Genomic DNA, 25,615 nt, shown 5'->3' on the forward strand with positions numbered 1-25,615 from the left:
ATGCTCAATGGTGTCAGGCGGGCAGTTGTTAGTTGATAACAATTGCATATAGTATGAGGATGCATATGAGTGAACAGCAGAATGCGCCGGTAGCTGCCGCGCAAGAAGAACAACTGGATGAAAACCAGATTATGGCACACCGCCGTGAGAAGCTGACGGCGATTCGTGCTGAGGGAATTGCTTTTCCAAATGATTTTAAGCGGGATGCTTTTGCCGGAGATTTGCATCAGCTTTATGATGAGTTTGATAAGGATGCGCTGGCAGAAAAGGCAATTCCAGTAAAGGTAGCCGGACGTATTATGCTGAAACGTCATATGGGTAAAGCCAGCTTCGCGACCATTCAGGATATGACCGGTCGTATTCAGCTGTATATCAACAATCAGGGTGTTGGTGAGCAAGTTCATGATACATTCAAGCACTGGGATCTGGGTGATATTGTGGGTGCTGAAGGTGAACTGATGAAAACCAATCACGGTGAGCTTACGGTACGGGTGTCTGGTCTGCGGTTGCTGACTAAGTCTTTGCGACCATTACCTGATAAGTTTCACGGTTTAGCTGATCAGGAGCAGAAATATCGCCAGCGCTATGTAGATTTAATTACCAATGAGCAAACGCGTGACACTTTTGTGAAACGGAGTCGGATTATTCAGGCGATACGGAATGTGATGGTAGGTGAGCGCTATCTGGAGGTGGAAACACCGATGATGCATCCGATTCCGGGCGGAGCTACAGCAAAGCCGTTTGTTACGCATCATAATGCTCTGGATATGGATTTATTTTTACGTGTGGCTCCTGAACTTTATCTGAAACGGCTGGTTGTGGGCGGTCTGGAGCGTGTGTTTGAAATTAACCGTAATTTTCGCAATGAGGGCATGAGTACACGCCATAATCCGGAATTCACGATGATGGAATTCTATGAGGCTTATGGTGATTACCAGCGCATGATGGACATGACAGAAAAGGTAATCCGTGCTGCTGCTATTGAGGCAACAGGCAGTGCTGTGGTGAGTTATAACGGTAAGGAGGTAGATTTAAGCCAGCCGTTTGCTCGTATGACTATTGTAGAAGCAATTAAACATTTTAATCCGCAGTATACGGATGAACAGCTGACGGATGAGACCTGGCTGAAGGCTGAAATTAAAAAACTGGGCGGAGCTTTACCTATGGCTCAGGGCATGGGCAGTTTGCAGCTGGCTTTATTTGAGGAGTGCGCGGAAGCGCAATTATGGCAGCCTACATTTATTGTGGATTATCCGGTAGAAGTGTCACCACTGGCACGTGCATCGGATACTAAACCGGGTTTAACTGAGCGTTTCGAGTTGTTTGTGGTCGGACGCGAACTGGCTAACGGCTATTCGGAATTAAATGATCCTGAAGATCAGGCTGCGCGTTTCAAAGCGCAGGTAGCACAGCTGGATGCTGGTGATGATGAAGCAATGCATTACGATGCAGATTATATTCGTGCTATGGAATATGGTTTACCGCCAACCGGCGGCTGCGGTATTGGCATGGATCGTCTGATTATGCTGCTGACAGATGCTCAAACAATACGTGATGTTATTCTGTTTCCGCAAATGCGTTTAGAGTAGTCAGAATCGTTTTTCTGTAATTTAAAAGCCGCCAGATTAATTCTGTGCGGCTTTTGGTTTTGTTATTCGGTTATTTATGCGGAAGATTTGATTGTGTGCCGGAGTGAGCTGTTTGTTCGTTATCGGTTTCTACAGTGTACTCACCCTCGATAATGTCCCCCTGTTCCGGTTGTGTTGAACGGGAGAAGGATTGGGTTGTGCCGGTCAGAGGCTTGCCGCTAATAGGTAGTAATAACAAGGCAGCAAATATATCTGAGACAAATCCGGGGCTAATAAGCATGATGGAGGCGAATATGTAGCGCACTGGCCATAATAGCTGGTAAAGCGATACATTGTTGCCAGTACGAATGGTAGCCATTGCAAGAAATAAGCCGGACACGCCAATATTACGCAGCATGAAAATACCGCAGACAATTGACAGTAAGATGATAAGCAGTGTCCAGCCGCCACCAATCAGATTGCTAACCAGAATAATGGAAAGGACTTCCAGTACTGCCAGTATCGGTAATGCCCAACCTATGTAACGCATGTAAGTTACCCTTTTTAAGCTATAACATTTTAACAGATGGTTGCAGGATCGAAGAATTCAATATAGCAGTTGTGAAATGGATTTCTCTGCCTGTCTGAAAAGAAGGGCTTACTAGTCAATGAGGCGGGAAAAGCTATGTTAATATCAAGCTAAGATTAGCTAAACAAGTTATGCTATACAGATTCTTGTTAAGATTTTGGTAAATCAATGATACAGATATGGAAATTGAGCGGAATATTATGGCGTTCCGGTTTAAGTGTGTTGCTGGGCGGCTGTTTGTTGCTGGGCGGCTGTGCCAATAATAATCCGGCTAAAGCGCCGGTAATGAATGGTAGAGCGCAAAATGGTTATTACCGGGTACAGCGCGGAGATACGTTATATCGCATTGGTTTGCGATTTAATCAGGATGTGAATACTTTAGTTCGCTGGAATCATCTGGCTAATCCTCATGCTATTGAAGTGGGGCAGTTGATTCGGGTACGTAAACCAAATTCTGTATCAGGCGGTTCTGCGGGAGTAAAACCACAGCCTGGTCGTGTTACACCTAAACCGGATACCGGAACGACTATAACAGCTGCTCCTGATATTCGTTTGCGATGGCCGGTGAAGGGCAAAGTAATCAGTACATTTAATGGTCAGACGCAAAAGGGTATTGATATTGCCGGTAGCCGTGGTACGCCGGTTAAAACAGCTGCAGCGGGTATCGTAGAGTATGCCGGAGAGGAACTGCGCGGATATGGCAAACTGGTACTGATTAAGCATAGTAACAGTACGATGACGGCCTATGCATACAATGATTCCCTGAAAGTTGTTAATGGGCAGAAAGTTCAGGCCGGACAGACAATCGCAACAATGGGAGATAGCGGAACCACTGGTGTAAAACTGCATTTTGAGGTTCGGGTGAATAGTAAGGCGGTTAATCCTTTACGTTATCTGTCAAATTAGCGTCAGACTACTGAAAGCAGATGTTAACAGGTACGTTGTACTGATTAGTCTGGTAAATTGAGAATGGTGATTTTATTTTATAATTGGGCAAAATTGAAGGAAGTATTATGAAAGAACATCGTGCCCGCAAACGTTTTGGTCAGAATTTTCTGCAGGATAAAAGTATTATTCAGGATATTGTGCGTGCGGTTCGTCCTCAGCCTGAGGATACGGTAATTGAAATTGGTCCGGGTCTGGCCGCAATTACGGAACCTCTTGCAATGGCTGTCAATAAACTGCATGTGATTGAGATTGATCGTGATATTGTAGCCCGATTACGTACGCTGCCATTTGCATCAAAGCTATTAATTCATGAGGGTGATGTCCTGCAATTTGATTTTAATACTGTACCCGGTAAAAAAAAGATTGTTGGTAACTTGCCGTATAATATTTCCACGCCGTTGTTATTTCGTTTTGGTCAGTATGCTGATGATATTATAGATATGCACTTTATGCTGCAAAAAGAAGTGGTTGAACGTATGGTGGCAGTAGCAGGCAGTAATGATTACGGGCGTTTAAGTGTTATGTTGCAGTATTTTTTTGAGATGGAAAATTTACTTGATGTGCCGCCTCAGGCCTTTATACCTGCACCAAAGGTAGATTCAGCTGTGGTACGAATGATTCCGCAGTGTGGTCGCATTGGTATTGCTGAGGATTTTAATCATTTTGCTGCATTGGTCAAACAGGCTTTTCAACAGAGACGTAAAACTATTCATAATAATCTGAAAGAATCTGTAGATGATGCAGCATTGATGGCTGTAGGTATTGATCCCGGCAGTCGGCCAGAACGGGTTACGCCAGAGCTTTATGTGGCATTAAGTAATCATTTGTTGCACAATGGCGCTTCTGTCTGAATGATTAATGCAGACAGTTACAGGATGTGGGGAATACATGATTGAATTTAAGAATGTCCATAAATGGTTTAAAGATTTGCATGTTATTAATGGTGTGAATCTCACTGTTAGTCAGGGGGAAGTGGTAGTGGTATGCGGTCCTTCTGGCAGCGGTAAATCTACGCTGATTCGTACTGTAAATCAGCTGGAAAAAATCCAGCAGGGTGAAATCTGGGTTGACGGAATTAATGTTGCTGATCCGAAAGCTGATTTAAATCGGGTACGAACTGAGGTTGGTTTTGTATTTCAGCATTTTAATTTATATCCGCATCTTACAGTTCTGGAAAATATTATTTTGTCACCGATGAAGGTGAAAAAAGAAAGTCGCGCGCAGGCTGAAGCCAAAGCTAAGGAACTGCTGGCTAAAGTAGGGCTGGCGCATAAGTGCGATGCTTTTCCGCAGCAGTTGTCGGGCGGTCAGCAACAGCGGGTCGCCATTGCCCGCGGTCTGGCTATGGAGCCAAGAGTAATGCTGTTTGATGAGCCGACTTCTGCTCTGGATCCGGAAATGATAGGTGAAGTGCTGAAAGTTATGAAAGATCTGGCGCTTAGTGGTATGACAATGATGGTGGTCACGCATGAGATGGGTTTTGCCCGTGAAGTAGCTGATCGGGTAGTATTTATTGATCATGGTGAAATTGTTGAAGAGGCTACTCCGGAAGAATTTTTCCAGCGTCCGCAACATGAAAGAGCTCAGCAGTTTCTTAATCAGTTGTTAACTCATTAGCTATTAATTATTTTGTTGTGATTAATTTAAATTAGACAGTCATATAATTTCGCTGATAAAGAAATAATCAGATTTTACAGCCCTTATCATTAAGACGATAAGGGCTTATTTCATTTGTACTGTATTAAAAAAATTTATATTTTAATTTTATTTATTATTCAGTTTTAGTAACCTAATCGCTGACATATAGTCGATACTAGTCCGGCCTGATTCAGAGTATAAAAATGCAGGCTGGGTGCTCCCTGCTGAAGCAAATGGTCGCACATTTCAGTTACTACATCCAGCCCAAGTGCTTTAATTGATGCTGTATCATCTGCATAAGACTGAAGTTTTAGGCGTAACCAGCGCGGAATCTCTGCGCCACAGGTTTCTGAAAAGCGTGCCAATTTGGAAAAGCTGGCAATAGGCATGATGCCGGGAATAATGGGAATATCTATTCCTCTGCCCTGTACTTCGTCCACAAACCAGAAATAACTGTCTGCATTGAAAAAATATTGGGTAATTGCTGAGTCGGCACCAGCCTGACATTTACGTACAAAATGATTGATATCATCTTCAGCGCTGCGTGATTGAGGGTGAAACTCCGGATAGGCAGCAATTTCAATATGAAACCAGTCACCAAACTCCTGGCGGATAAGAGCAACCAGCTCATTTGCATAGCGCAGTCCCTGATGTCCGAAGCCCACGCCTGACGGAACGTCACCACGTAAGGCTACAATATGACGGATGCCCATGTCTTTGTAGGTTTGGAGCAGGCTGATCATTTCTTCACGGCTGGCGCCAATACAGGCCAGATGAGGAGCGGCTGCTACTCCATCATTCATAATATCGGTAATTGTTTGCAATGTACCGGCTCGTGTAGTTCCACCTGCACCATAAGTACATGAAAAATATTCAGGTTGATATTGGCTTAACTGTTTGCGGGTGATGGCCAGTTTGCGCCGTCCCTCTTCAGTACGCGGCGGAAAAAATTCAAAGCTCAACTGGGTAAAACTCATGATTAAACAGTTTCTCCGTAGGTTATGGTTAGATATCTAACCATAACGTTTCAGACATGCTCAATCAATGTTTTATTGCAGATTTTCTTTGAAAAATCCGCTAAATAATATGAATAAAATTCATGATAAAATTTGCAGAGAATTTATTATCCGGTTTATCTGAATTATTTTTCAGCCTGCCGGCGCGAAAACTGAATACCAAGCTGTTTAAGTTTGCGATAAAGATGAGTTCGTTCCAGCCCTACTTTCTGAGCCACTTTACTCATGTTATGTCCTTCCTGAGCTATGTGGTATTCGAAATAGCGTCGTTCCAGATCCTCTCTCAGTTCACGCAGAGGCAGATCAAAATTGAAGCCATTCATGGTTTCATGAGGCTGGTTATGTTTGAACTGATTCAGAATAGTACTGACAACATTAACGTCAATTTCGTTATTTTCTGCTGTGAGCATCAGGCTTTTAACAACACTGCGCAACTGTTCCAGATTACCCGGCCAGTCGTACTGACGCAATTCATTCAAGGCAGCAGTAGTGAATTTTACTGGCGGAATTTTCTGGCTTTCTGCCAGTTCGGTCGTTATTTGTTCCACCAGAAATACCATATCATCCAGCTGCGAACGCAACGGAGGAATAGCAACAATTAGTGATGACAAGGTATTAAGCAGCTTGTTATCCTGTAACGGATCGGTAATCATTTCTTTAATTGACCTGCTGCAAACGCAGATAATGCGAGCGTTGTAGCGGTCTGCTTTAGTCAGAATGAAACCGATACTTTGCTGGGTACTTTTACCATACTGGGCTATATCGCCCAGATAAAGTATGCCACCGGTGGCTTTCTGTAATAATTCAATAGGAGCATCAACGATTTGTTCTACTTTGGACGGTTCTACCCAGGGTGTTGAGCTTTTATGAAATGAGCGTGCTACCAGTTCAAAAGGAGAGCCCAGTTCACCTGTTAGTAATACCGGAGTACTGAATTTAGCTATACGTTCCAGTTGCTGATTTAATTCTTTAATTGCAGGGCTGTGACCGAGCTTATCCAGTGTCAGATTGGAAGCAGCCTGCATTTGCCCGTATTTTAAAGCACGGTCTACAGTACTGAGTAATTTTTGCAGGGAAATAGGTTTTTCCAGAAAATCCAGTGCGCCAATTTTTGTGGCTTCTATGGCAGTGTCAATGCTGGCATGGCCGCTCATCATCACTACCGGCATAGTTAACTGTCCGGATTTTGCCCATTCTTTAAGTAAGGTAATCCCATCGCAGTCAGGCATCCAGATATCCAGTAATACCATCGCAGGGCGTGTTTGCTGGCGTAGTTGGCGGGCAGTATCGGCATTTTCGGCTGTGGTGACGGTATAACCTTCGTCCTGCAAGATTTCCGATAATAAATCGCGGATACCTATTTCATCATCAACAATTAAAATATCACTGCTTCGCATTTCTATTCACCTGTAATGGTAAGGTTATTTTGACACAAGCCAGTCCGTTTTTCTGATTACTGATTTGGATCCGCCCGCCGTGTTCTTCAATGATTTTTTTTACTACCGGCAATCCCAGTCCGGTACCACCGGGTTTGTCTGTTACATAAGGGTCAAATGCATGTAATAACATCTCCTGACTAAATGTTTTACCATTATTACTTACGTAGAAAAGAATATGTTCGCTATTTAATTCAGTTTGTATGCTTACTTCAGGAGAGTCAGATGCTGCAGCTGCCTCTACTGCATTTTTCAGCAGATTATGAATAACCTGACGTAAAGCTCCGCTGTCAGCGTTAACATTCATTACTATCTTACTCAAATTAACTGTAAATGTACAATTACTACCTTCATAAAGTACCAAAACCTCGCGTATTAGTTCATTTAAATCAAGGTTTGTGAATTTTAATGCCGGTGAACGGGCATAATTGCGGAATGCTTCAACCATATCTTTCATTGCTGCTACCTGACGGATAATGGTATTAGTAGCACGGCTTAAAATTTGTCTGTCCGCTTCGTTTAATTTATCACTGAGCTTCCACGCCAGCCGTTCGGCAGATAGTTGAATTGGTGTCAGCGGGTTACGGATTTCATGTGCCAGCCGCTGGGCAACCTCACCCCATGCTGCTTCTTTCTGAGCACTTACCAGAGCTGTAACATCATCAAACACCAGTACAGTACCGCCACCGCTGTCTTCGGGCAGAGGTGTGGCCTTCCCTAGTAATATCAGAGCCTCATCTTTGTGATTATAGGTAATTTGCGCCGGTTTGTTCTGATATTCTGTAGTCAGTATCTGTTGAAATACATCAGCCAGCATTGCTGTTTGCGGGCTTTGTTCTGTAAGTTGGCTGATATTTTGCCCGAGTATCGGATTCAGATTCTGGCCAAGGATGTTCTCCGCCATTTGATTAAAGGTAATCAGGCATCCTTCTGGATTGAGGGTAACTACACCAGTGGTCAGGCTATTAAGTATATATTCCAGATAATGTCTGGCCGCTTCCTGTTGTTCACGTGAATGCCGTAGCTGTATTGTCATGTGATTAAACAGACCGGTTAATTTTCCCAGCTCATCATTGCGATAAATGGTTTGTTGTACGTCCAGATCACCTTTGGCCACTGCACGGGCACCATCGGCAAGTGACAGAATAGGGGCAACAAATTGCCGGGCAAAATATAACGCCACCAGCAGAGCCAGAATAATGGACAGCAGGGTAGCCATTAGTAATGTAGCCAGAAAAAAGGTTTGCAGACTTTGTTTAGTAAAGCTCAGCTCCCCATATTTTGCCCGTGCCGCTTCAATCAGAGTTGCATCCCGTGCTACTTTGGCCGGAATTGGCTGGCGGAAAAACAGGGCTTTATCGCTGTTGTGTCCGGGTAAAAGCAGCCAGCCCTGTGCATAAAGAATATTATTGATACTTTCAATCTCACGGACAGAGCCTGAATTATGCAACTGCTGAATCAGATTCGGGTTAAGTTCAGGAGTGGACAGGTGCTGAGGATTATATTCGGCTTCAAGCCGTTTATTGTTTAAATTATAAATATCTAACTGACTGAACTGTCTGCTTTTGCCATTTTTCTCTAGAACGGGTACTAGTGGTTGTTCCAGACCATTGGCTGCAATCAGTGCGATCTGAATATTGGCCGCCCGGCGAACTGTGTTGTCCAGCTCATAATCCAGAGCCGATTTACTCAGGCTGATACTGCGGTTTAGTGCTTCTTCTGTATCGTTACCAAACCACGAATGAATACTGTGCGAGATAAACTGTGCAGATACTCCGAACAGAAATAAACCGGGTAATACAGCTACCAGGGTAAACATGGAAGCCAGACGCAATGCAATTTTGGAACCGAACTCCTGTCTGTGCCGGCTTTGCAGCAATTTCCACCAATAAGAACCGGCCATCAGCATCAGTGCCAGTACCAGTAGTGAGGCAAATCCAAAAGCAAACCAGAAATATTTTGAGAAAACATTAGTGTTGCCGGTAGCGACAGCCAGAACATACAGGGTCACTACACAGAGTACTGCCATGACCAGAATCAGCCGTCTCATTGTGGTCAGTCCGCGTTAATGACTAGACGATGCCAGCCGGAATCCAATTGCCAGCTATGGGAAGTGAGAGCATTAATCTGAAATGGCTTGGGTAACTGGCTGATACTCAGACTAAGGCGAACATCAGCACGCACTTCATTCGCAGAGACACCACTGAGTGTGCCATTGCTCAGGACGCGCCAGTTGGCTACAGCACCAACGGCTCTAAGTGCGGTATCAAGGCTGTTGTATTCGGTAGAGAACGTGGAACCCATGCTGACACGGTAGCGGTTAGTCAGCGGGTGATAAGCGAGTTTGTACTGTATAAGGTTATCACCGCCAATCAGGTTATTAATCCGATTACGGTAAGAAGCGAGCGTGGGGGCTGTTAACTGATAGTTCAGATCAAAATTTAATGGTACGCCTTGAGTCAGAGCCTGTTTCAGTTGGTCGGGCAGCTGGGTATTAAAACGTGTATTGATGGAAAGCTGACCATTACTGGTAATATTAGCCTGAGCACGGGTGGTGCTTATGCCTTCGGCCAGTGCTGCAGTAATGCTCAGGCAGAGGAGACAGGCAAAAAGTAGACTAGATTTTATCGATAAGCGCGTAAAAAAAGCCATCTTGTCTGCTGTTCGGTAATAAAATACGTGAGAGACGCTCGCGGGCATCCGCATGTCGGGTTAAAAAACGGGTTACTTGTTGCTGGTTTTCTTCTGTAAAAATCGAACAGGTGGCCAGAAGCAGGCGCCCACCTGATTTTAAAGTAAGCCACAGATTATCCAGTAAAGCTTCCTGCTGTAGTGCAGTTTTTTGTCCGTCCTGAGGCTGACGTAACCATTTGATGTCAGGATGACGTTTTACTACACCTGAAGCCGTACAGGGAACATCAGCAAGAATGGCATCAAAAGTGTTGCCATCATACCATGAGTGCAGATCTTTTGCGTCGGCACAATGCAAATGTGCCTGCTGATGCAGGCGTTGCAGATTCTCCTGTACGCGCTCAAGACGCTGCGAATCTATATCCAGTGCCGTTACATCGCAGTCTGCCCATTCAAGCATATGTCCTGTTTTACCACCCGGTGCAGCACATGCATCCAGAATGCGCTCACCGGATTGCGGATTGAGCAAAGGAATGGCTTGCTGAGCCCCAAAATCCTGTACAGACACATGTCCTGAAGCGAAATCCGGTAGCTTTGATACGGCTACTGCCTGTTGCAGCATAATGCTGTGTGTATCGAGAATTCTGGCTGGTATACCGGCTGCGGCCAGTTTGGTTTGATATTGCTCAGCATCAGTATAGCGACGATTAACTCGCAATGTCATAGGCGGATGCTGAGCCATTGCTGTAACCATATTATGCCAATGCTGAGGATAATGCTTTTTAAGATAGTTTAACCACCATGCAGGCAGATTGAAACGGGCTGTATCCTGTTTAAATGCATTGGCTAATAAGTCCTCATGCTCGCGTAGAAAGCGCCGTAACAGAGCATTAACCAGTTTCTGGTAACGACCACCGTGCAATCGGCGTGCATGATTCACAGCTTCATTCACGACGGCATGATGTGCATTGCGAGTAAAATGTAATTGGTATAAAGCAATGATAAGAAGATGGCGAATATCTGCCGGTGGTGAAGCTGTGGTCATTTGCTGTACAAGTTGTTGCAACAGACCTAAATAACGCAGGCTACCATGAGTAAGATCTTGCAAGGCAGCTCTGTCAGAGGCTGACAGTTCAGGATGTTGCTGTATTACCTGAATCAGAATTTCATTGAGATTACATCCGTTTAGGACTTCGCCGATGATATTTGCTGCTAATTGCTGGGCGCGAGCCATACTCATGCATCAGTCTCCGCTGAAGCGAGTAATGTACCCTGTTGCAAGATATTACCGGCTTGGAATGCGGTTACAGACATGGCTTTGCTACCCGCTTTCTGAATTTCTTCAATACTGATGGAGTCTTTGCCACAGGCTACAATCAGTTCATGTTCATTACTGTGTAAAACCATTCCCGGTATGCCTGTATATGAAACTATTTTAGCGCGCCGGATTTTAAGCGGTTTATCCTGCCAGATAGTCCATGCTCCGGGTACCGGATTAAAAGCACGAATTTTTCGTACAATTTCTGCAGCAGGCCGGGTCCAGTCAATTTGCGCTTCAGCTTTGCTTAATTTATGAGCATAAGTAACGCCTGTTTCACTTTGTGGAATTGGCTGTAGCTGGTTAATTTGTTGTAAATCAGCAACAATTGCATCAGCACCCAGCTGCATTAATGCATCATGTACTTCACTCGCTGTATCGTCTGTTTTAATCGTATATTTATGACGACTGATTACTGAACCGGTATCCAGACCGGCATCCATTTGCATGATACATACCCCGGTTTCGTGATCGCCGGCTTCAATTGCACGCTGAATCGGCGCGGCACCACGCCAGCGCGGCAACAGAGACGCATGAATATTGAGACAGCCATATCTGGGAATGTTAAGCACTGCCTGTGGTAGTAATAGCCCGTAAGCAGCTACAACCATGACATCAGCCTGCTGATTTTCCAATATTGCCTGAATTTCGGCCGTTTTTAATGTAGTTGGCTGCATTACGGTAAGGCCGTGTGTCAGTGCTGCTTTTTTAACTGAACTGGGTTGTAACTTTAACCCGCGGCCGCTAGGGCGGTCTGGCTGGGTTAGTACCAGAGGTACGTTAAAACCGGCTGTAACAATAGCATTGAGTGCAGTCGCAGCAAAATCAGGGGTTCCGGCGAAAATAACAGAAGGCTTCATGCAATAAATCCACAACAGGCATAACAGCTATCGCTATGCCAATAAAAAATTCCGACAACAGGAGGTTTTGTTACATTCTTTCGCGTGCGCGTTTTTTAAGCTTAGTTTTGATACGGTTCTGTTTCAGAGGCGACAGATATTCGACAAATACCTTGCCGGCAAGGTGATCCAGTTCATGCTGAATACAGATGGCCAGTAATCCGTCTGCTTCCAGTGTAAATTTTTCACCATGTTCATCATAAGTTTCAACGGTAATGCGCTCAGAGCGGTGTACCATCTCATAAATACCGGGAACAGATAAACAGCCTTCTTCGTACTCGGTATCACCTTCTCTGTAAGTAATAACCGGATTAATAAATACACGCAGCTGATTACGTTCTTCAGACAGATCCATTACTACTACACGTTCATGCACATCAACCTGAGTTGCCGCCAGTCCGATACCGCGTGCCTGATACATAGTTTCCGCCATATCCTGTACCAGCGTGCGAATTCTGTCATCAAATTTTGTAACAGGTTGCGCAACAGTATGTAAACGCTCATCAGGATATTGTAAAATGTTTAAGAGAGCCATTATGTGTTTAATTCCTTGTTCAATCAATCTGACCTGAGTACATGATGGCAATATGGATTTTTTAAAGATTGTTGATATGGATTCAGGTAAACTGATACTAATATCCATACTATGTCATATCACAATCATTTAAAATAGCAAACTCCCTAAGGATACCTTACATGCATAAACATATTATAACTCTGCTGTGTGCACTAAGTATGGCAATATCTGCACCGGTAATGGCCAAATTAAAATTACGTCCGGATGCACCGGCACAATATGTAGTGAAAAGTGGTGATACTTTGTGGAGCATATCCGGTAAGTATCTTTACAGCCCCTGGCAATGGCCGCAGCTGTGGGGTTCTAACCGGGATCAGATTCGGAATCCGCAAAAAATTTATCCGGGACAGGTTTTAAGTCTGCGCTATGTTAACGGGCAGCCGCGTCTGGGTTTTGATAACAGCGGAGGTATTCCGACCATCAAACTGCAGCCACAAATACGTAATCTATCTTCTGGTTATGGCATCAGTACCATAGATGTCGATTTTTTCCGTATGTTTATGCAGCACCCGCAAGTAATTAGTAAAGAACAAACCAGAGAGGCACCACGTCTGATTGCCGGACCGGATAACCGGGTTATTTATTCTACAGGTGACCGTATCTATGCGGATCGTCAGTTAGAGCCTGGTCGCTATCTGATTTACCGTATAGAACAGAATATTACTGATCCTGATACCCATAAATATCTGGGACAGCTGGTACGTTTTAGTGGTGAAGCAGCAACGCTGGCCGGACAGAACACTGCTCTGGCTGAACGCAGTCCAAAGGATGCAGCCAGCTTGCCCGAAGATGAGTATTATACCCGTAAGACATCACTGATTAAGGTTCCTACGCGTACAGCTCAGCCAATGGTTATTACCAATTCAGCGTCAGAAATTAATAAGGGTGATTATCTGTTAAAAATTACAGATGAGCATGATCCGTTCCAAATGATGCCTCATGCGCCCACTACTCAGATTAAAGGTAAAATTGTTTCTGTAATGGACGGTATTCAGGAAGCAGGTCCTTACCAGACAATTACTTTGAATTTAGGTACTAATGAGGGAGTTGATAAAGGTACCGTAGTTAGCCTGTATAAAAAAAGTCGCCAGCTTAAGGCTGATTTATCTAATGAGCCTAAGAAATCACGCAGTGTGGTTAAATATCTGAGTATTCCGGCAGAGGAAGTTGGTCTGGCACTGATTTATCGGGTAAGTGATAATTTGTCTTCAGCTCTTATTATTAACGCATCTCAAGCTGTGCAGATAGGAGATTTAGTAATGAACCCGGGTCATGATCTGGATGATGTTACACAGGACTCAACTTACCTGATCAATTCATTCAAAGAAATTCACTAATTGAAACAGCGAATAATATATTGGTAAAAAATGTATTGCTGATGAAATGAATCGAATAAAAGTGCGGATATATCCGCACTTTTATTTTATATAGTTTTATCTATTGCTCTCTATAAGCATAGACATCAAAATTCTCTGCTGCTAAAAATAGCAGTTATGCTTATTATCCGATATTTATCAGAATAATAAATATCGGATAAACAATTATGTGTTTCTGAATCGTCTTTGCTGAGAATCCGATCTGATTCTTCTATGCCATTTGAATTAAATAAATTATCTATATAATTTAAATTATTGTGAAAAAATAACAATTATTAGCTTACTTCTTTCCGATATTGATATTGCATAAAGGATACTTAAATCCAGTCAGTTTAATTTCTGGTAGAAATGTTTTAAAATAGACTAATTATTCGGTTAAAATATCTAGACATATCAGCTATCTGTATAGATTAGTTCTGTTGTGGACAGATTTGGCGGCTTGGTGTAGCAGACAGGTAATCTGAGTTTCAGCAAAGTATAAAATACATTTCTGACATGTATTTTCGTTTATTTTATATTAAACTGAAATTAGTGTTCAAAGTGAACGGGTATTATTCTATTGATAGAATATATTTAGTCCCCTTAATCTCCGATCTATCAGCCATATTTAGCCAATTATTATGTTAGGGTAATTGGCTAAAATTTAGTGAAATTATTTACGTTTAGCCTTTACACACTAAGATATTCAAACATCTTGCGTTATCTTTCATTTTCCTTGTTACAATGCCAGCCTGTTTTCATTTGTAATTTTTTATATGGAACAATATGAGTTGTTTCTTCCCCGTTGCGGAAAGCCCGCAAAATCATCAGTCACTTTTTTATGCTAACGATTTGAGTCAGTATACAGTATTGTGTGACTTTGACGGAACCATCAGTGAAAAAGATGTTACTGATACCTTACTGAATCATTTTGGTAATGAGAAATGTGCCTTATTTGAGCAGCAGTGGCAGGAAAGTATTATTGGTTCGCGGGAATGCATGCATCAGCAGATTGCTAATATGCAGGCCAGTAAGGCTGAGTTGGACAGTGTGCTGGCACAAATTAAAATTGATCCTGCTTTTAGTGAGTTTATCAGCTTTGCACAAAGCAGAAATTTAAATGTACATATTGTCAGTGATGGACTGGACTATGCCATTCAGTCCATCCTTAAGCGGTATAATCTGAACTTTTTACCGGTTTTTGCCAATCGCTTATTGCATAATCAACAGCAAGACTGGGCACTGGATTTTCCTTATGCCAATGATCACTGCCTTAAAGCCAGTGGTAATTGTAAATGTCAGCACCGCCGGAAACTGACTGGTTTTCAAAAGATTTTTTATGTTGGTGATGGTACATCGGATTTTTGTGTGGCAGATAAAGTAGATATGGTATTTGCCAAAGATAAATTAATTGATTTTTGTCAGCAACAGCGGATTGCGTATTATCCAATCAAGAATTTTGGCGATGTTACTGCCATTTTACCTGAGTTGCTGAAAGCTCCGACCGAGAATAGCTGCCTGATTCCAGCATAAGGCATTAATACCTGATTTATAATTATGATTCAAGACTCTTCCTATTTTTTACCCGGTAATCGCAACGGTGTTCTGCTGGTACATGGTCTTACCGGTACACCCAATGAAATGCGTATTCTGGCCAAAGGGCTGCATCAGGCAGGTTTTACTGTCTATGCCATGCAGCTGGCTGGTCATTGCGGTGATGAAGCTGATTTATGTCAGACTACCTGGCGTGACTGGTATGCCAGTGTGCAGGAGGCTGCGCAATTTCTAAAACAAAAAGTCGATTGTCTGTTTGTAGCAGGATTATCGATGGGTGCGCTGCTGGCATTGAAACTGGCGGCCGATCAGCCTGAGCTTGTAAAGGGTGTGGGTGTCTATGGTGTAACATTCAGCTATGATGGCTGGTCTATTCCATTCTGGGCAAAACAATCTTTTGTGCTACTACCTTTTTTTAAAAAATTTCATTTATTTCAGAAAACCTCATTTATAGAGAAACCACCGTATGGGCTGAAAGATGAACGTATTCGTGCAACTGTTGCTGCCAGTATGTTCAGTGGTGATAGTGCCAGTGCCGGTCTGGCCGGTAATCCGTTTCCGGCACTGGCAGAAATGCAGGCACTGGCCAAAATAGTGCGGCGACAATTGCCACAGATTACAGCTCCCTGTCTGATTATGCATTCCGGTCATGATGATATTGCCAATATCAAAACTAATGCGCGTCTGGTAGAAAAATATGTCAGCGGAGTAACAAAATTTATCGTTCTGGATGACAGCTATCACCTGATTACCATTGATCGCCAGCGGCGCGAAGTAATCAATGAATCAGTTGCCTTTTTCGAGCATATAGCGCAAACAGCGTAAGTGAATATCTATCTCGCAGCAAAGGAAATATTATATGACGATGCTTGTATTCATTTTATGGTTTGCCAATATCTGTTTTGATACGCTCGGGCAAATAGCATTTAAATATGCAGCCATTGCGCCAGATAACCGCAATGGCTGGTATTACTGGATTGATCTGTTCAGTAATTACTGGTTGTGGATTGGGATTGGTTCCTATGTCGCTGAATTTTTGCTTTGGCTGGCATTTTTAAGTCAGGTACCATTGTCACAGGGTATTTTACTTGGCTCAATTAACATTATCGTGCTGATGCTGGTAGGACGGGTTTTGTTTCAGGAAAAGCTTACCCGTTTCCGGTTAGCCGGTATGTTTTGTATTACCATCGGAGTAGTACTGGTAGGAGCGTCATAATGCGTAAATTTTATATAGTTGGTTTTGCGCTCTTATTATTGTTTGATACATTGGGGCAGAGTAGTTTTAAATTAACTGCTATTCATGCGCAGCCACTTGCTGCGGATTGGGACTGGATTTCCCGCGTATTTACTCAGCCGTGGGTATATATTGCCATTGCCGGTTATATTGGCGCTTTTTTTACTTGGATGATGTTGTTGAAAAAAGCACCGGTTGGTCCGGCATTTGCTGCATCGCATCTGGAAGTGGTTACAGTAATGCTGGTTTCAGCTTTTCTGTTTCATGAGCACATCACAAACATTCGTATCCTCGGCGCGATATTTATTGTGGCTGGTATTATCTTTTTAGCACTGGCTGAAAAAGAGATCATGGAAACCGAGGAACATAGTAAAGATGATGAGCCGTGTTAACTTTTCCGGTTCAGAAGATTAGTATTATATATGTCATACTACTATGAGAACCCGCCTACTGCCGGATTACCGCTAAAGTGGTCTGACTGGTGGCCGGCTGGTCAGTCACTTACGAGCAGAGTCAGCGAACAATTGCATCTGCCGCCCTTACAGCTTACCTGTTCAGGTACAGCAGCACTGATTATTGCGTTAACAACACTGACACAGCAGCAGCCACAGCGTAAAATCGTAATTGTACCAGCATATACCTGTCCGCTGGTTGCGCTGGCCGTTCATCATTGTGGTTTACAGTTACAGTTATGTGATTTAAAACCCGGTAGTATCGATATGGATATCGCTCAGTTAAGTACTCTGTTAAATGAGCAGGTATTGGCAGTGATACCTACACACTTGGGCGGCCGAGTGACAGATGTCAGTACCGTTAAACAACTGGCTCAGTCCTATCAGATTAGTGTGATAGAGGATGCAGCGCAGGCATTGGGTGCAGAAGTAGGGCAGCATGGCGATATTGTGCTGTTCAGTCTGGCGGCCGGTAAAGGGCTAACTATGTATGAAGGCGGTTTGTTAACCGCCAGTGATATGCAATTACGCAGTAATTTACAAGCTATGTCCAAGAAATTATTGCCACGCCGGTGCAAATGGGAATTGCTGAGAACTCTCGAATTATTTGGATATACTGCTTTGTATAATCCTGCCGGTTTACATTTTGTTTATGGGCAAGGCAGGAGAAAGGCATTGCGCCGGCAGCAATGGATTGCAGCCGTTGGAGATGATTTTGATTTTGATATTCCAATGCATCGGGTTAGTCGCTGGCGTCAGCATGTAGCTGCTAATGCTTTCCTGCGTTTACCGGCATTTTTAGATGCTTTGCAAAAGCAGGCCTACCAGCGTAGTGAACAATTGCAGAGTATTTCCGGAATAGACGTGATCGTCGATCAGCATGGGCGGGGTGTATGGCCTTTTCTAATGGTGTTATTGCCTACAGGCCAACATCGCGATGCTGTATTAAAACAGCTATGGACTAGTCCGCTGGGGGTAACACGGTTATTTATTCACCCACTGTCTCAATACGATTATTTGCAGCCGATTGTACCTGCTTCATCCATGCCGAATGCTGAAGACTTTGCTGCACGTATGTTCACTATTACCAACAGCCTGTGGCTTACTGATGCTCAATTTTCCCAGATATGTGAAGTTATTCAGGATGCTGTGCGCTGATTCTGAGCCAGAGAGGCAAGCAATTGCTGATTAACAGCATGATGTTTTTCTTGCCATGTAGTCAGTGTAGTAGCCGGAATAGGTTCCTGTTTGTCCATTGCACTCAGTAAGCGTTTTAGCAGGCTGGTATATTCCCACTGAGATACTTCACCAGTAATATCGCTGCCAATAATCCGCTGATTCATAGCGTTAATCACAGTTAATAAATGTTCCAGTTGCATGCGCCCCTGATCCCAGTTGGTTTGTACTACGTCCTTACCCAGAACATCTTTGTCTATCGAGATATATACAGGTTCATTAGCTTGTTGCTGTGTCTGGATAAAAGCGCTTACCAGTTCTTCTGGTGAGGAGAATGCCCGAAAAGCCTGTTTCAGACCAATTGTTCTTGCCCAGCCAACCTGTACATCCATACACCAGTAAGTTAATTTACCCTGAAATAATGGCGCCAGCCGGTTTTCCCAGCTATGTGCCACCCCTATATCATTTGAAGTAATACCTAATACATGTACATGGCTGACAAAAGGCAATTGCGCCACGTAACTGACCCACGAACCACAGTGAATTCCGAACAGATAACGCATATTATCCGGATGATTATCAAAAATAATGATTTGTATCGGATTGGAGGCACTGAAAAATTGCTGTAAGCGCTTAATCAACAATAGTGAAATATGATGATAGTCGCCACTGCCGGTTAATACCGTACCATAATGTTCGGGTAATTGCTGATTCAGTTCAGCCTGTAATTTCTTAAAACTAGTCTGAGAGCAACCAAAACGAATAACTTCCTGCCATTGACCAAGTTCAATTCTTACTGCATCTGGTATAGATCCTGTACTGTGGTCAAAATCCAGAATTATCGTTTTATTCATGTTTTTTACTATCCTGAGTAGGCTGATTGCTATTTTCCTGCCAGATTTTATCCTGTTCGAAACGAGTACTGATTTTTGCCAGTAGCTTTCTTAAAACAGGATTGCGGACATACACCATATGTTTGGTAAAAGTAAATTGTGCACCTAAAGATGCTTTAACTTGCGGATCCGTCCAGCCGGCGACATAAACTTTAAGTCCATGCTCTTTGGCATAATTCAGATTGTAAAACCAGCTCAGATAATACAAATTCAGTTCCCGTGCCTGAGGATAAACAAAACCGATATACTTATCTACCAGCATACCGTTCAGAACAAAACAGATATTGTAACCAATTAGTTCTTGCTGATAATGGTAGGTAAAAATCCTGGCCTGATTGCTGCTGTCCTGTAACAGGCGCACAAAAAAATCTTTGGTTAATAAATCAAAATGGATTTCACTTTGATTATAAACATTCAAATATAACTGATAGTACTCATCTAAAACGGCCTTATTCTGAAAATAGGCATCACCACTGTGTATACAACCGATTTCTACCAGCGATTGCGTTTTTAATTTGCGCCGGAAGTTTTTACGCCGCTGATAAGACAGACGGCCTAGATATTCATCAATATCATTAAAATCTATCGGTACCCAGGCTAATGCCTGACCTTCTACTGCAATAAATCCTTCTTGTTGCAATACCTGTATCAGTGATGCAGCATATTCATTTGCCTGATGATTCAGTAATGGTGATTGCTGAGGAATATCTTTCACAATCAGCAGCGGATATTTTTTGCCATAATGCTGTTTAATTTCCGTAGCTAACTGCTGCACAGATTGTTGTTGAGTAAACAGCGCATATTCCGATACAGTAGTACCAATAAAACAAGTTTCAGGTTTCAGAAACTGCTGCCACCAGTTAAATAACGGCCAATGGCGAATTTTTTGCTGAAAATCAGATTCTGCGGTAGTCAGTAAATCAAACCGTGCAGCAAATGCCGGTACCCCGCTAGTTAATTGCCATGCTGTAAAATCCTGAGGCGGACTGGTCAGAAAAGTGTCGACCAGTTCATTCGGTTCCAGTTGAGTCAGATAATTCATAATTTACTAATACGGCAGCCAGCCTGAATATCAGCCGGCTGCCATTACCAGCCCTAAGCTGTTAACTCTTTTTTAGCACGTGTAATCAATTGATCCAGCAATTCAATACCCTGATCAATTTCCTGTTTAGTAATATGTAATGAAGGCGCGAAAGTAATGACATTTTTGTAATAGCCGCCAATATCCAGTACCAGCCCCATTTTCTGACCCTGCCAGTCCAGATCACCGGACATACCAATATCCACCATTTTGTCTACCAGAGCTTTATTTGGAGTAAATCCGTCTTCTGTGCAGATTTCGGCACGTAAAGCCAGCCCCAGACCGTCTACTTCACCTATTTCCTTATGGCGCTGTTCCAGTGTTTTTAAGCCCTCAAGGAAATACGCTCCGCTTTCCATAACCATTTTTTCATAGTCAGTTTCGGCCATCATCTTAAATACTTCCAGACCTACCGCTGTTCCTAATGGATTTGAGGCAAAAGTAGAATGAGTAGAACCAGCGGGAAATACCTGAGGATTAATCAGTTCTTCCCGCGCCCACAGACCACCAAGCGGATTCATGCCATTGGTCAGTGCCTTAGCGAATACCAGCATATCTGGTTTTACATCAAAGTGTTCAATTGACCATAATTTACCGGTGCGATAAAAACCCATCTGAATTTCATCAACAACCAGCAAAATACCATATTGATCCAGAACCTTTTTCAGTCCTTTAAAGTAGTTGCGTGGCGGTACAATATATCCGCCTGTCCCTTGCAGTGGTTCCACATAGAATGCTGCATATTCAGCTTGTCCGGCTTTCGGATCCCACACACCATGGTATTCTGTTTCAAACAGGCGGGCAAAATCTGCCACCAAATGTTCACCATATTCTTCTGCCGTCATTCCTTTAGGACGGCGGAACGGATAAGGAAACGGAATAAACATAGCGCGATCACCAAAATGGCCATAACGCCGGCGATAACGGAAGCTAGATGTAATCGAAGATGCACCTAAAGTACGTCCATGGTAGCCACCTTCAAAGGCAAACATTAATGAACGCCCTTCAGATGCATTACGGATAATTTTCAATGAATCTTCAATACACTGAGAACCGCCGACATTGAAATGCACACGACCATCGTGACCAAATTTACGTTTCATATCCAGAGCAATGGTTTTAGCCAGCTCAATTTTAGTAGGATGCAAATACTGGCTGGCACATTGCGGTAATGTATCAACCTGCTGCTTCAGCACAGCATTCAGCCGTTCATTTGCATAGCCAAAATTACAGGCCGAATACCACATCTGTAAGTCCAGATAAGGTGTACCATTTTTATCGTACATATAGCTGCCTTCGCAGCCATCAAAGATTTTTGGCGGATTCACATAATGTACCGTATCACCAAACGAACAGTACTTTGCTTCATCTGCCAGTAACTGTGCATCATCAGGACGATTTACAAGTGTTTGAGCACTAGGCTTACTCATCATTTATTCCATTCATTTAAAATAAAACATCTTAATAAAAAGTACATAATTAATACTATTATATCCTGCTAAAGCATCAAAACCGTAAGAAACAAAGGCTAATAACCTGATAAAACCATTATCTGCTCAATATTCAATTATCTTTGCACTTAATTTAAAAAAAGAAAATGTGTAAAACATATTGGCTTAGCAATTTACCGACAATATATAGATTGCACCCTAACCAAATAAAATTTTATATTCACAAAACTAAACAATATTTAATTATCCGCAATAGACTTATGCAAAAAAAACTAAAATCAATTTTTACTAATATTTCTCAATCAGTTAGACTTAAATCACAATAAACACACAATTTTACTGGCTACTATTGACCAGCCTAATCACACACCTATGAACACAGAACCTAATCGTATTCCTCATCCTCGCTGGCTTTTATTTGCTCTTGCTGTTGGCGGTTTTGCAATCGGCACTACAGAATTTGCCACCATGAGTGTTTTGCCCTATATCGCCAGTGGTTTAAATATAAGCGAACCCGTAGCAGGCCATCTAATCAGCATTTACGCACTGGGTGTTGTCATAGGCGCTCCGGTTATTGCCATATTTGGTGCACGCTTTAGCAGGCGCAGCCTGTTACTGGTGCTTATGGCATTTTTCTCTCTGACACATCTCGGCACGATGCTGGCTCCAGATTACCGCAGTATGATGTTATGTCGCTTTTTAAGTGGCTTGCCGCATGGTGCCTATTTTGGTGTTGGTGCACTGGTTGCCGCAGCTATGGTGCCTCCGGATAAGAGAACTCAGGCTGTAGGATTAATGATGATAGGTTTAACCATTGCTACCACCATCGGCGTGCCTTTGAGTAGCTGGCTGGCTCAAGCAGTAGGCTGGCGGGTTGTTTTTCTTATCGTTGCCATACTGGCTGCTTTAACAGTGATACTGGTAGCTCTTTTTTTACCGGCAAATTGTATGCAGGGAGGCGGTAGCAATGCGCTGCGTGAACTTAGTGCACTGACCAACCGGCAAATATGGTTGACACTGGTTATAGGAGCCATCGGTTTTGGCGGCATGTTTGGCATATATGCTTACATGGCTTCAACACTTGAAGATATTACCGGTATGTCACCTAAAAGCGTACCACTGGTGATGTGTCTTTACGGTGTAGGTATGACTCTTGGCAATATTATCGTGCCACGCCTGGCCGGTCGCCATGTGATGGGTGGATTAGCATGCTTACTGGCCTGGTCTGCTGCTATGCTGGCCTTATATCCTTTTGCAGTGCATCATCCTTACTGGATATGTATTCAGGTTGTACTAATCGGTATGAGCGGTGCTGTAGGTACATTATTACAAATTCGTTTGATGGATGTAGCTAAAGAAGCTCAGACACTGGCTGCAGCACTCAACCATAGTGCTTTTAATGCTGCCAATGCCTTAGGACCCTATTTAGGCGGTTTAACCATTGCCGCCGGCTGGGGATGGACAAGTACAGCATGGGTTGGCGTTGCTCTTGCTATCATCGGTTTAATCGTATGGTGGTTTACAGTAAAAGATGAACAGCGCACTGCTGCCGCAAATCTGCAATAACTAAGTTTATTCATGTATACAGAACAGTAAATAATATTGTAAAAACATGTAACTGATGTTGCAAATAACTGTTAACATTAATAATCTGTTAATATTAAATTTACTTTAATTATTAATAACAACAGATAGGGGAAGTATTATGACTGCAAACCAGCAGCAATCTGAAACCAAAATACCTGATACTGAGCAGGGAGAAAGCCAGAATAACACTTGTCCGAATAAAACTACCAAACATAATCAAGATAAAAATACCAAACATAAAAAATTATCCCAAAAGAAATACTACAAAGAGTTGGAAAAACTTCAGGGTGAAATGGTTGCCCTGCAAGAATGGGTAAAAGCCTCCGGACAAAAAGTATGTATTATTTTTGAAGGTCGCGACGGAGCGGGTAAGGGTGGTGCAATTAAAGCTGTCACTGAGAGAGTCAGCCCTCGTATTTTTCAAACTATTGCCTTGCCGGCACCAAGTGAACGCCAAAAGTCACAAATGTACATGCAGCGCTATATTCCTCATTTACCTGCGGCTGGAGAAGTCGTGATTTTCGACCGTAGCTGGTATAACCGTGCTGGTGTAGAACGCGTGATGGGATTCTGTACCGAAGAAGAAAGTAAGGAATTTCTAGAAGTTATTCCATTTATGGAAAAAGCTATAGTTAATTCCGGTATCATCCTGCTTAAATACTGGCTTGAAGTGAGTATGGAAGAACAGCATAGACGTATGCTTGGGCGAATTAACGACCCGCGTAAAATCTGGAAGCTTTCTCCTATGGATATCAAGTCTTACAGCCGCTGGTATGACTACTCCCGGGCTCGTGATGAAATGATTATGGCAACTGATACCTCATGGGCGCCGTGGTACGTGGTTGATTCTAATGATAAAAAGAAAGCGCGTCTGAATATCATTAAACATATATTGAGTGAAATTCCGTATAAAAAGACGCCACGGAAAAAGGTCGAATTACCAAAACGTCAGGATAAGGGTGATTATCAGGAACCTAATTATCCCTATCGTTATATACCAGAAGAATATTAATACAGAACCAGCCAGATAGCAGACTAAACTGGCTGGTTTTATTATCAGTTCCGAATTTTTCTAATTTACCCGCGAAAGTCTCCCCATAGCAACTGCATTGCCGCAATAGCTGCCAAAGATGCTGTTTCTGTCCGTAATACTCTGGGTCCTGTGCTGATTGCATTAAAGCCATGATTAATTGCCAGCTCTTCTTCAGCCTGGCTTAATCCGCCTTCAGGACCAACCAGCAATACTACTGCCTGTGGCTGTGTAAACTGATTTAATGCTCGGGGCTGGTTTAAACTCATCAGCAGTTTTAAATCATCCACACCCAGAGCACACAATGCATCTGACAATCCCGTTATCGGTTGAATTCGTGGTACTACCGTTCTGCCGCATTGTTCACAGGCACCAATAGCGATATCCAGCCAGCGCTCAAGTTTTTTCATTGCCCGTTCGCCACTTAAGCGCTGGCTACTGCGTTCCGTTAGTACTGGCTGAATCATAGTTACACCCAGTTCCACAGCCTTTTGAATAGTTAAATCCATACGATCACTACTTGATATGGATTGCATCAATGTAATATTTAATGGTGACTCTAAATTAATATCTGTACTTTCACGAATCAGTACATCCACATTTTTCTTACCCATTGACGTAATTTCAGCCTGATAGACCTTTCCAAGCCCATCAAAAAGCTCAATTACCTCACCTGGCTGGTAGCGTAACACCTGTACATGGCGAGCAGCCGTATCAGGTAAAGAGAATGCATCTGAAACTAAAACACTGGGCGGTAAATAAAAACGGGGCATAATAGTAGTAAAAAAATCAATCAATAATCCAGAGAATAAAAATAGCCGGATTAACATTTAAAAAATTAAATGACTATTCTAATTGTTTATAGAAATACAAAAATGAGTATAAAAATACCTAATCTATAAGCCATACATTTAAATAAATCTACAAACATTAATTCTTATATCAGCAATACAAATTATAAACAATGATACCTTTTCGCAATCTAAAGAGTATTAATTCTTAGAACTAACGAATATGAATACACAGCTCGTTTAATAAACACACAGACAAAGCAAGTCATGAAAGTTTGAAAAGTAATCAAACTGAGTCAAAGGCACCAAAAATAAACACAGGAAAAACAGTTGAGTGAAGAGAAAGTCAAAAATAAATGCAGGCAGGAGTTGACAGGGGATTTGTGGAGGC

The 25,615-nt window shown here is 42.7% G+C and carries 24 protein-coding genes; 12 read left to right on the forward strand and 12 right to left on the reverse strand.

Annotation, left to right across the window (positions count from 1 at the left end):
* Window positions 1-65: 65 nt before the first annotated feature.
* Window positions 66-1,589, forward strand: coding sequence for a lysine--tRNA ligase (lysS, locus tag H3U82_RS10425; RefSeq protein ID WP_084585625.1), 1,524 nt, complete (start codon window positions 66-68; stop codon window positions 1,587-1,589).
* Window positions 1,590-1,659: 70 nt separating this feature from the next.
* Here the strand turns inward: lysS and H3U82_RS10430 are convergent, their stop codons facing one another.
* Window positions 1,660-2,118, reverse strand: a complete 459-nt coding sequence (locus tag H3U82_RS10430; protein WP_025329795.1) for an FxsA family protein — start codon at window positions 2,116-2,118, stop codon at window positions 1,660-1,662.
* Between the two features lie 207 nt (window positions 2,119-2,325).
* On the opposite strand from H3U82_RS10430, the gene H3U82_RS10435 reads away from it, so the two are divergent.
* The 3 genes from H3U82_RS10435 to H3U82_RS10445 all read left to right on the forward strand — a co-directional run bounded on the left by H3U82_RS10435 (window position 2,326) and on the right by H3U82_RS10445 (window position 4,722).
* Complete coding sequence (locus H3U82_RS10435; RefSeq protein WP_232336166.1) at window positions 2,326-3,063, forward strand: peptidoglycan DD-metalloendopeptidase family protein; 738 nt, start codon at window positions 2,326-2,328, stop codon at window positions 3,061-3,063.
* A gap of 107 nt (window positions 3,064-3,170) precedes the next feature.
* A complete protein-coding gene (gene rsmA / locus H3U82_RS10440) occupies window positions 3,171-3,956 on the forward strand; it encodes a 16S rRNA (adenine(1518)-N(6)/adenine(1519)-N(6))-dimethyltransferase RsmA (protein WP_041880532.1) in 786 nt (261 codons plus the stop codon).
* Between the two features lie 37 nt (window positions 3,957-3,993).
* Window positions 3,994-4,722, forward strand: a complete 729-nt coding sequence (locus H3U82_RS10445; RefSeq protein ID WP_025329798.1) for an amino acid ABC transporter ATP-binding protein — start codon at window positions 3,994-3,996, stop codon at window positions 4,720-4,722.
* 164 nt (window positions 4,723-4,886) lie between these two features.
* Here the strand turns inward: H3U82_RS10445 and metF are convergent, their stop codons facing one another.
* The 7 genes from metF to def form a co-directional block, all read right to left on the reverse strand.
* Window positions 4,887-5,720, reverse strand: a complete 834-nt coding sequence (metF, locus tag H3U82_RS10450) for a methylenetetrahydrofolate reductase [NAD(P)H] (RefSeq protein ID WP_025329799.1) — start codon at window positions 5,718-5,720, stop codon at window positions 4,887-4,889.
* 164 nt (window positions 5,721-5,884) lie between these two features.
* Entirely contained in the window at window positions 5,885-7,156 is a 1,272-nt protein-coding gene (locus H3U82_RS10455) for a sigma-54 dependent transcriptional regulator (RefSeq protein ID WP_025329800.1), read from the reverse strand.
* Window positions 7,143-9,245, reverse strand: coding sequence for a PAS domain-containing sensor histidine kinase (locus H3U82_RS10460; RefSeq protein WP_084550136.1), 2,103 nt, complete (start codon window positions 9,243-9,245; stop codon window positions 7,143-7,145). The genes H3U82_RS10455 and H3U82_RS10460 overlap by 14 nt, the downstream gene beginning before the upstream one ends.
* A 5-nt stretch (window positions 9,246-9,250) precedes the next feature.
* Window positions 9,251-9,847, reverse strand: coding sequence for a DUF4390 domain-containing protein (locus H3U82_RS10465; RefSeq protein WP_025329802.1), 597 nt, complete (start codon window positions 9,845-9,847; stop codon window positions 9,251-9,253).
* Window positions 9,813-11,066 (reverse strand): 16S rRNA (cytosine(967)-C(5))-methyltransferase RsmB, encoded by a 1,254-nt coding sequence (rsmB, locus tag H3U82_RS10470; RefSeq protein ID WP_198210452.1) that lies wholly within the window; start codon window positions 11,064-11,066, stop codon window positions 9,813-9,815. The genes H3U82_RS10465 and rsmB overlap by 35 nt, the downstream gene beginning before the upstream one ends.
* Window positions 11,063-12,004, reverse strand: a complete 942-nt coding sequence (fmt, locus tag H3U82_RS10475; RefSeq protein WP_198210453.1) for a methionyl-tRNA formyltransferase — start codon at window positions 12,002-12,004, stop codon at window positions 11,063-11,065. Before fmt ends, rsmB begins: the two co-directional genes overlap by 4 nt.
* Before the next feature lie 70 nt (window positions 12,005-12,074).
* On the reverse strand, window positions 12,075-12,578 hold the full coding sequence (gene def, locus H3U82_RS10480; RefSeq protein WP_198210454.1) for a peptide deformylase: 504 nt from the start codon (window positions 12,576-12,578) through the stop codon (window positions 12,075-12,077).
* 161 nt (window positions 12,579-12,739) lie between these two features.
* On the opposite strand from def, the gene H3U82_RS10485 reads away from it, so the two are divergent.
* The 6 genes from H3U82_RS10485 (at window position 12,740) to H3U82_RS10510 (ending at window position 18,373) form a co-directional block, all read left to right on the forward strand.
* On the forward strand, window positions 12,740-13,957 hold the full coding sequence (locus H3U82_RS10485) for a LysM peptidoglycan-binding domain-containing protein (RefSeq protein WP_198210455.1): 1,218 nt from the start codon (window positions 12,740-12,742) through the stop codon (window positions 13,955-13,957).
* A gap of 804 nt (window positions 13,958-14,761) precedes the next feature.
* The gene (locus H3U82_RS10490; RefSeq protein ID WP_198210456.1) at window positions 14,762-15,508 is read left to right on the forward strand and encodes an MtnX-like HAD-IB family phosphatase; all 747 of its coding nucleotides are present in this window, start codon (window positions 14,762-14,764) and stop codon (window positions 15,506-15,508) included.
* A gap of 24 nt (window positions 15,509-15,532) precedes the next feature.
* Entirely contained in the window at window positions 15,533-16,354 is an 822-nt protein-coding gene (locus H3U82_RS10495; protein ID WP_174830989.1) for a carboxylesterase, read from the forward strand.
* A 34-nt stretch (window positions 16,355-16,388) separates the two neighbouring features.
* Window positions 16,389-16,745: an EamA family transporter gene (locus tag H3U82_RS10500; RefSeq protein ID WP_037392850.1), complete on the forward strand. Its 357-nt coding sequence runs from the start codon at window positions 16,389-16,391 to the stop codon at window positions 16,743-16,745.
* Window positions 16,745-17,155 carry a multidrug efflux SMR transporter gene (locus H3U82_RS10505; RefSeq protein WP_037392847.1) on the forward strand — a complete coding sequence of 137 codons (411 nt, stop codon included), beginning with the start codon at window positions 16,745-16,747 and terminating at the stop codon, window positions 17,153-17,155. The genes H3U82_RS10500 and H3U82_RS10505 overlap by 1 nt, the downstream gene beginning before the upstream one ends.
* Before the next feature lie 30 nt (window positions 17,156-17,185).
* Complete coding sequence (locus H3U82_RS10510; protein ID WP_198210457.1) at window positions 17,186-18,373, forward strand: DegT/DnrJ/EryC1/StrS family aminotransferase; 1,188 nt, start codon at window positions 17,186-17,188, stop codon at window positions 18,371-18,373.
* On the opposite strand, the gene H3U82_RS10515 is transcribed toward H3U82_RS10510, so the two are convergent.
* Genes H3U82_RS10515 through H3U82_RS10525 form a run of 3 tightly spaced genes read right to left on the reverse strand, consistent with a single transcriptional unit; the run spans window position 18,355 to window position 21,795 of the window.
* Window positions 18,355-19,245, reverse strand: coding sequence for an arginase family protein (locus tag H3U82_RS10515; RefSeq protein ID WP_198210458.1), 891 nt, complete (start codon window positions 19,243-19,245; stop codon window positions 18,355-18,357). The genes H3U82_RS10510 and H3U82_RS10515 overlap by 19 nt on opposite strands.
* A complete protein-coding gene (locus tag H3U82_RS10520; protein ID WP_025329812.1) occupies window positions 19,238-20,326 on the reverse strand; it encodes a GNAT family N-acetyltransferase in 1,089 nt (362 codons plus the stop codon). Before H3U82_RS10520 ends, H3U82_RS10515 begins: the two co-directional genes overlap by 8 nt.
* Before the next feature lie 53 nt (window positions 20,327-20,379).
* Entirely contained in the window at window positions 20,380-21,795 is a 1,416-nt protein-coding gene (locus H3U82_RS10525) for an aspartate aminotransferase family protein (protein WP_084547501.1), read from the reverse strand.
* Between the two features lie 393 nt (window positions 21,796-22,188).
* On the opposite strand from H3U82_RS10525, the gene H3U82_RS10530 reads away from it, so the two are divergent.
* Both H3U82_RS10530 and ppk2 read left to right on the forward strand, forming a co-directional pair.
* Window positions 22,189-23,382 carry an MFS transporter gene (locus tag H3U82_RS10530; protein WP_198210460.1) on the forward strand — a complete coding sequence of 398 codons (1,194 nt, stop codon included), beginning with the start codon at window positions 22,189-22,191 and terminating at the stop codon, window positions 23,380-23,382.
* Window positions 23,383-23,521: 139 nt separating this feature from the next.
* Complete coding sequence (gene ppk2 / locus H3U82_RS10535; RefSeq protein WP_084547499.1) at window positions 23,522-24,415, forward strand: polyphosphate kinase 2; 894 nt, start codon at window positions 23,522-23,524, stop codon at window positions 24,413-24,415.
* A gap of 65 nt (window positions 24,416-24,480) precedes the next feature.
* On the opposite strand, the gene H3U82_RS10540 is transcribed toward ppk2, so the two are convergent.
* Window positions 24,481-25,206: a 16S rRNA (uracil(1498)-N(3))-methyltransferase gene (locus tag H3U82_RS10540; RefSeq protein WP_037475162.1), complete on the reverse strand. Its 726-nt coding sequence runs from the start codon at window positions 25,204-25,206 to the stop codon at window positions 24,481-24,483.
* Window positions 25,207-25,615 lie beyond the last annotated feature (409 nt).

It is taken from the genome of Snodgrassella sp. W8132 (genome assembly GCF_016100865.1).
GTDB lineage: Bacteria > Pseudomonadota > Gammaproteobacteria > Burkholderiales > Neisseriaceae > Snodgrassella > Snodgrassella alvi.

Bases quoted from the DNA above. Each gene is read 5' to 3' on its own strand.
- lysS (WP_084585625.1), top strand. From the start codon at position 66: ATGAGTGAACAGCAGAATGCGCCGGTAGCTGCCGCGCAAGAAGAACAA.
- H3U82_RS10430 (WP_025329795.1), bottom strand. From the start codon at position 2,118: ATGCGTTACATAGGTTGGGCATTACCGATACTGGCAGTACTGGAAGTC.
- H3U82_RS10435 (WP_232336166.1), top strand. From the start codon at position 2,326: ATGATACAGATATGGAAATTGAGCGGAATATTATGGCGTTCCGGTTTA.
- rsmA (WP_041880532.1), top strand. From the start codon at position 3,171: ATGAAAGAACATCGTGCCCGCAAACGTTTTGGTCAGAATTTTCTGCAG.
- H3U82_RS10445 (WP_025329798.1), top strand. From the start codon at position 3,994: ATGATTGAATTTAAGAATGTCCATAAATGGTTTAAAGATTTGCATGTT.
- metF (WP_025329799.1), bottom strand. From the start codon at position 5,720: ATGAGTTTTACCCAGTTGAGCTTTGAATTTTTTCCGCCGCGTACTGAA.
- H3U82_RS10455 (WP_025329800.1), bottom strand. From the start codon at position 7,156: ATGCGAAGCAGTGATATTTTAATTGTTGATGATGAAATAGGTATCCGC.
- H3U82_RS10460 (WP_084550136.1), bottom strand. From the start codon at position 9,245: ATGAGACGGCTGATTCTGGTCATGGCAGTACTCTGTGTAGTGACCCTG.
- H3U82_RS10465 (WP_025329802.1), bottom strand. From the start codon at position 9,847: ATGGCTTTTTTTACGCGCTTATCGATAAAATCTAGTCTACTTTTTGCC.
- rsmB (WP_198210452.1), bottom strand. From the start codon at position 11,066: ATGAGTATGGCTCGCGCCCAGCAATTAGCAGCAAATATCATCGGCGAA.
- fmt (WP_198210453.1), bottom strand. From the start codon at position 12,004: ATGAAGCCTTCTGTTATTTTCGCCGGAACCCCTGATTTTGCTGCGACT.
- def (WP_198210454.1), bottom strand. From the start codon at position 12,578: ATGGCTCTCTTAAACATTTTACAATATCCTGATGAGCGTTTACATACT.
- H3U82_RS10485 (WP_198210455.1), top strand. From the start codon at position 12,740: ATGCATAAACATATTATAACTCTGCTGTGTGCACTAAGTATGGCAATA.
- H3U82_RS10490 (WP_198210456.1), top strand. From the start codon at position 14,762: ATGAGTTGTTTCTTCCCCGTTGCGGAAAGCCCGCAAAATCATCAGTCA.
- H3U82_RS10495 (WP_174830989.1), top strand. From the start codon at position 15,533: ATGATTCAAGACTCTTCCTATTTTTTACCCGGTAATCGCAACGGTGTT.
- H3U82_RS10500 (WP_037392850.1), top strand. From the start codon at position 16,389: ATGACGATGCTTGTATTCATTTTATGGTTTGCCAATATCTGTTTTGAT.
- H3U82_RS10505 (WP_037392847.1), top strand. From the start codon at position 16,745: ATGCGTAAATTTTATATAGTTGGTTTTGCGCTCTTATTATTGTTTGAT.
- H3U82_RS10510 (WP_198210457.1), top strand. From the start codon at position 17,186: ATGTCATACTACTATGAGAACCCGCCTACTGCCGGATTACCGCTAAAG.
- H3U82_RS10515 (WP_198210458.1), bottom strand. From the start codon at position 19,245: ATGAATAAAACGATAATTCTGGATTTTGACCACAGTACAGGATCTATA.
- H3U82_RS10520 (WP_025329812.1), bottom strand. From the start codon at position 20,326: ATGAATTATCTGACTCAACTGGAACCGAATGAACTGGTCGACACTTTT.
- H3U82_RS10525 (WP_084547501.1), bottom strand. From the start codon at position 21,795: ATGAGTAAGCCTAGTGCTCAAACACTTGTAAATCGTCCTGATGATGCA.
- H3U82_RS10530 (WP_198210460.1), top strand. From the start codon at position 22,189: ATGAACACAGAACCTAATCGTATTCCTCATCCTCGCTGGCTTTTATTT.
- ppk2 (WP_084547499.1), top strand. From the start codon at position 23,522: ATGACTGCAAACCAGCAGCAATCTGAAACCAAAATACCTGATACTGAG.
- H3U82_RS10540 (WP_037475162.1), bottom strand. From the start codon at position 25,206: ATGCCCCGTTTTTATTTACCGCCCAGTGTTTTAGTTTCAGATGCATTC.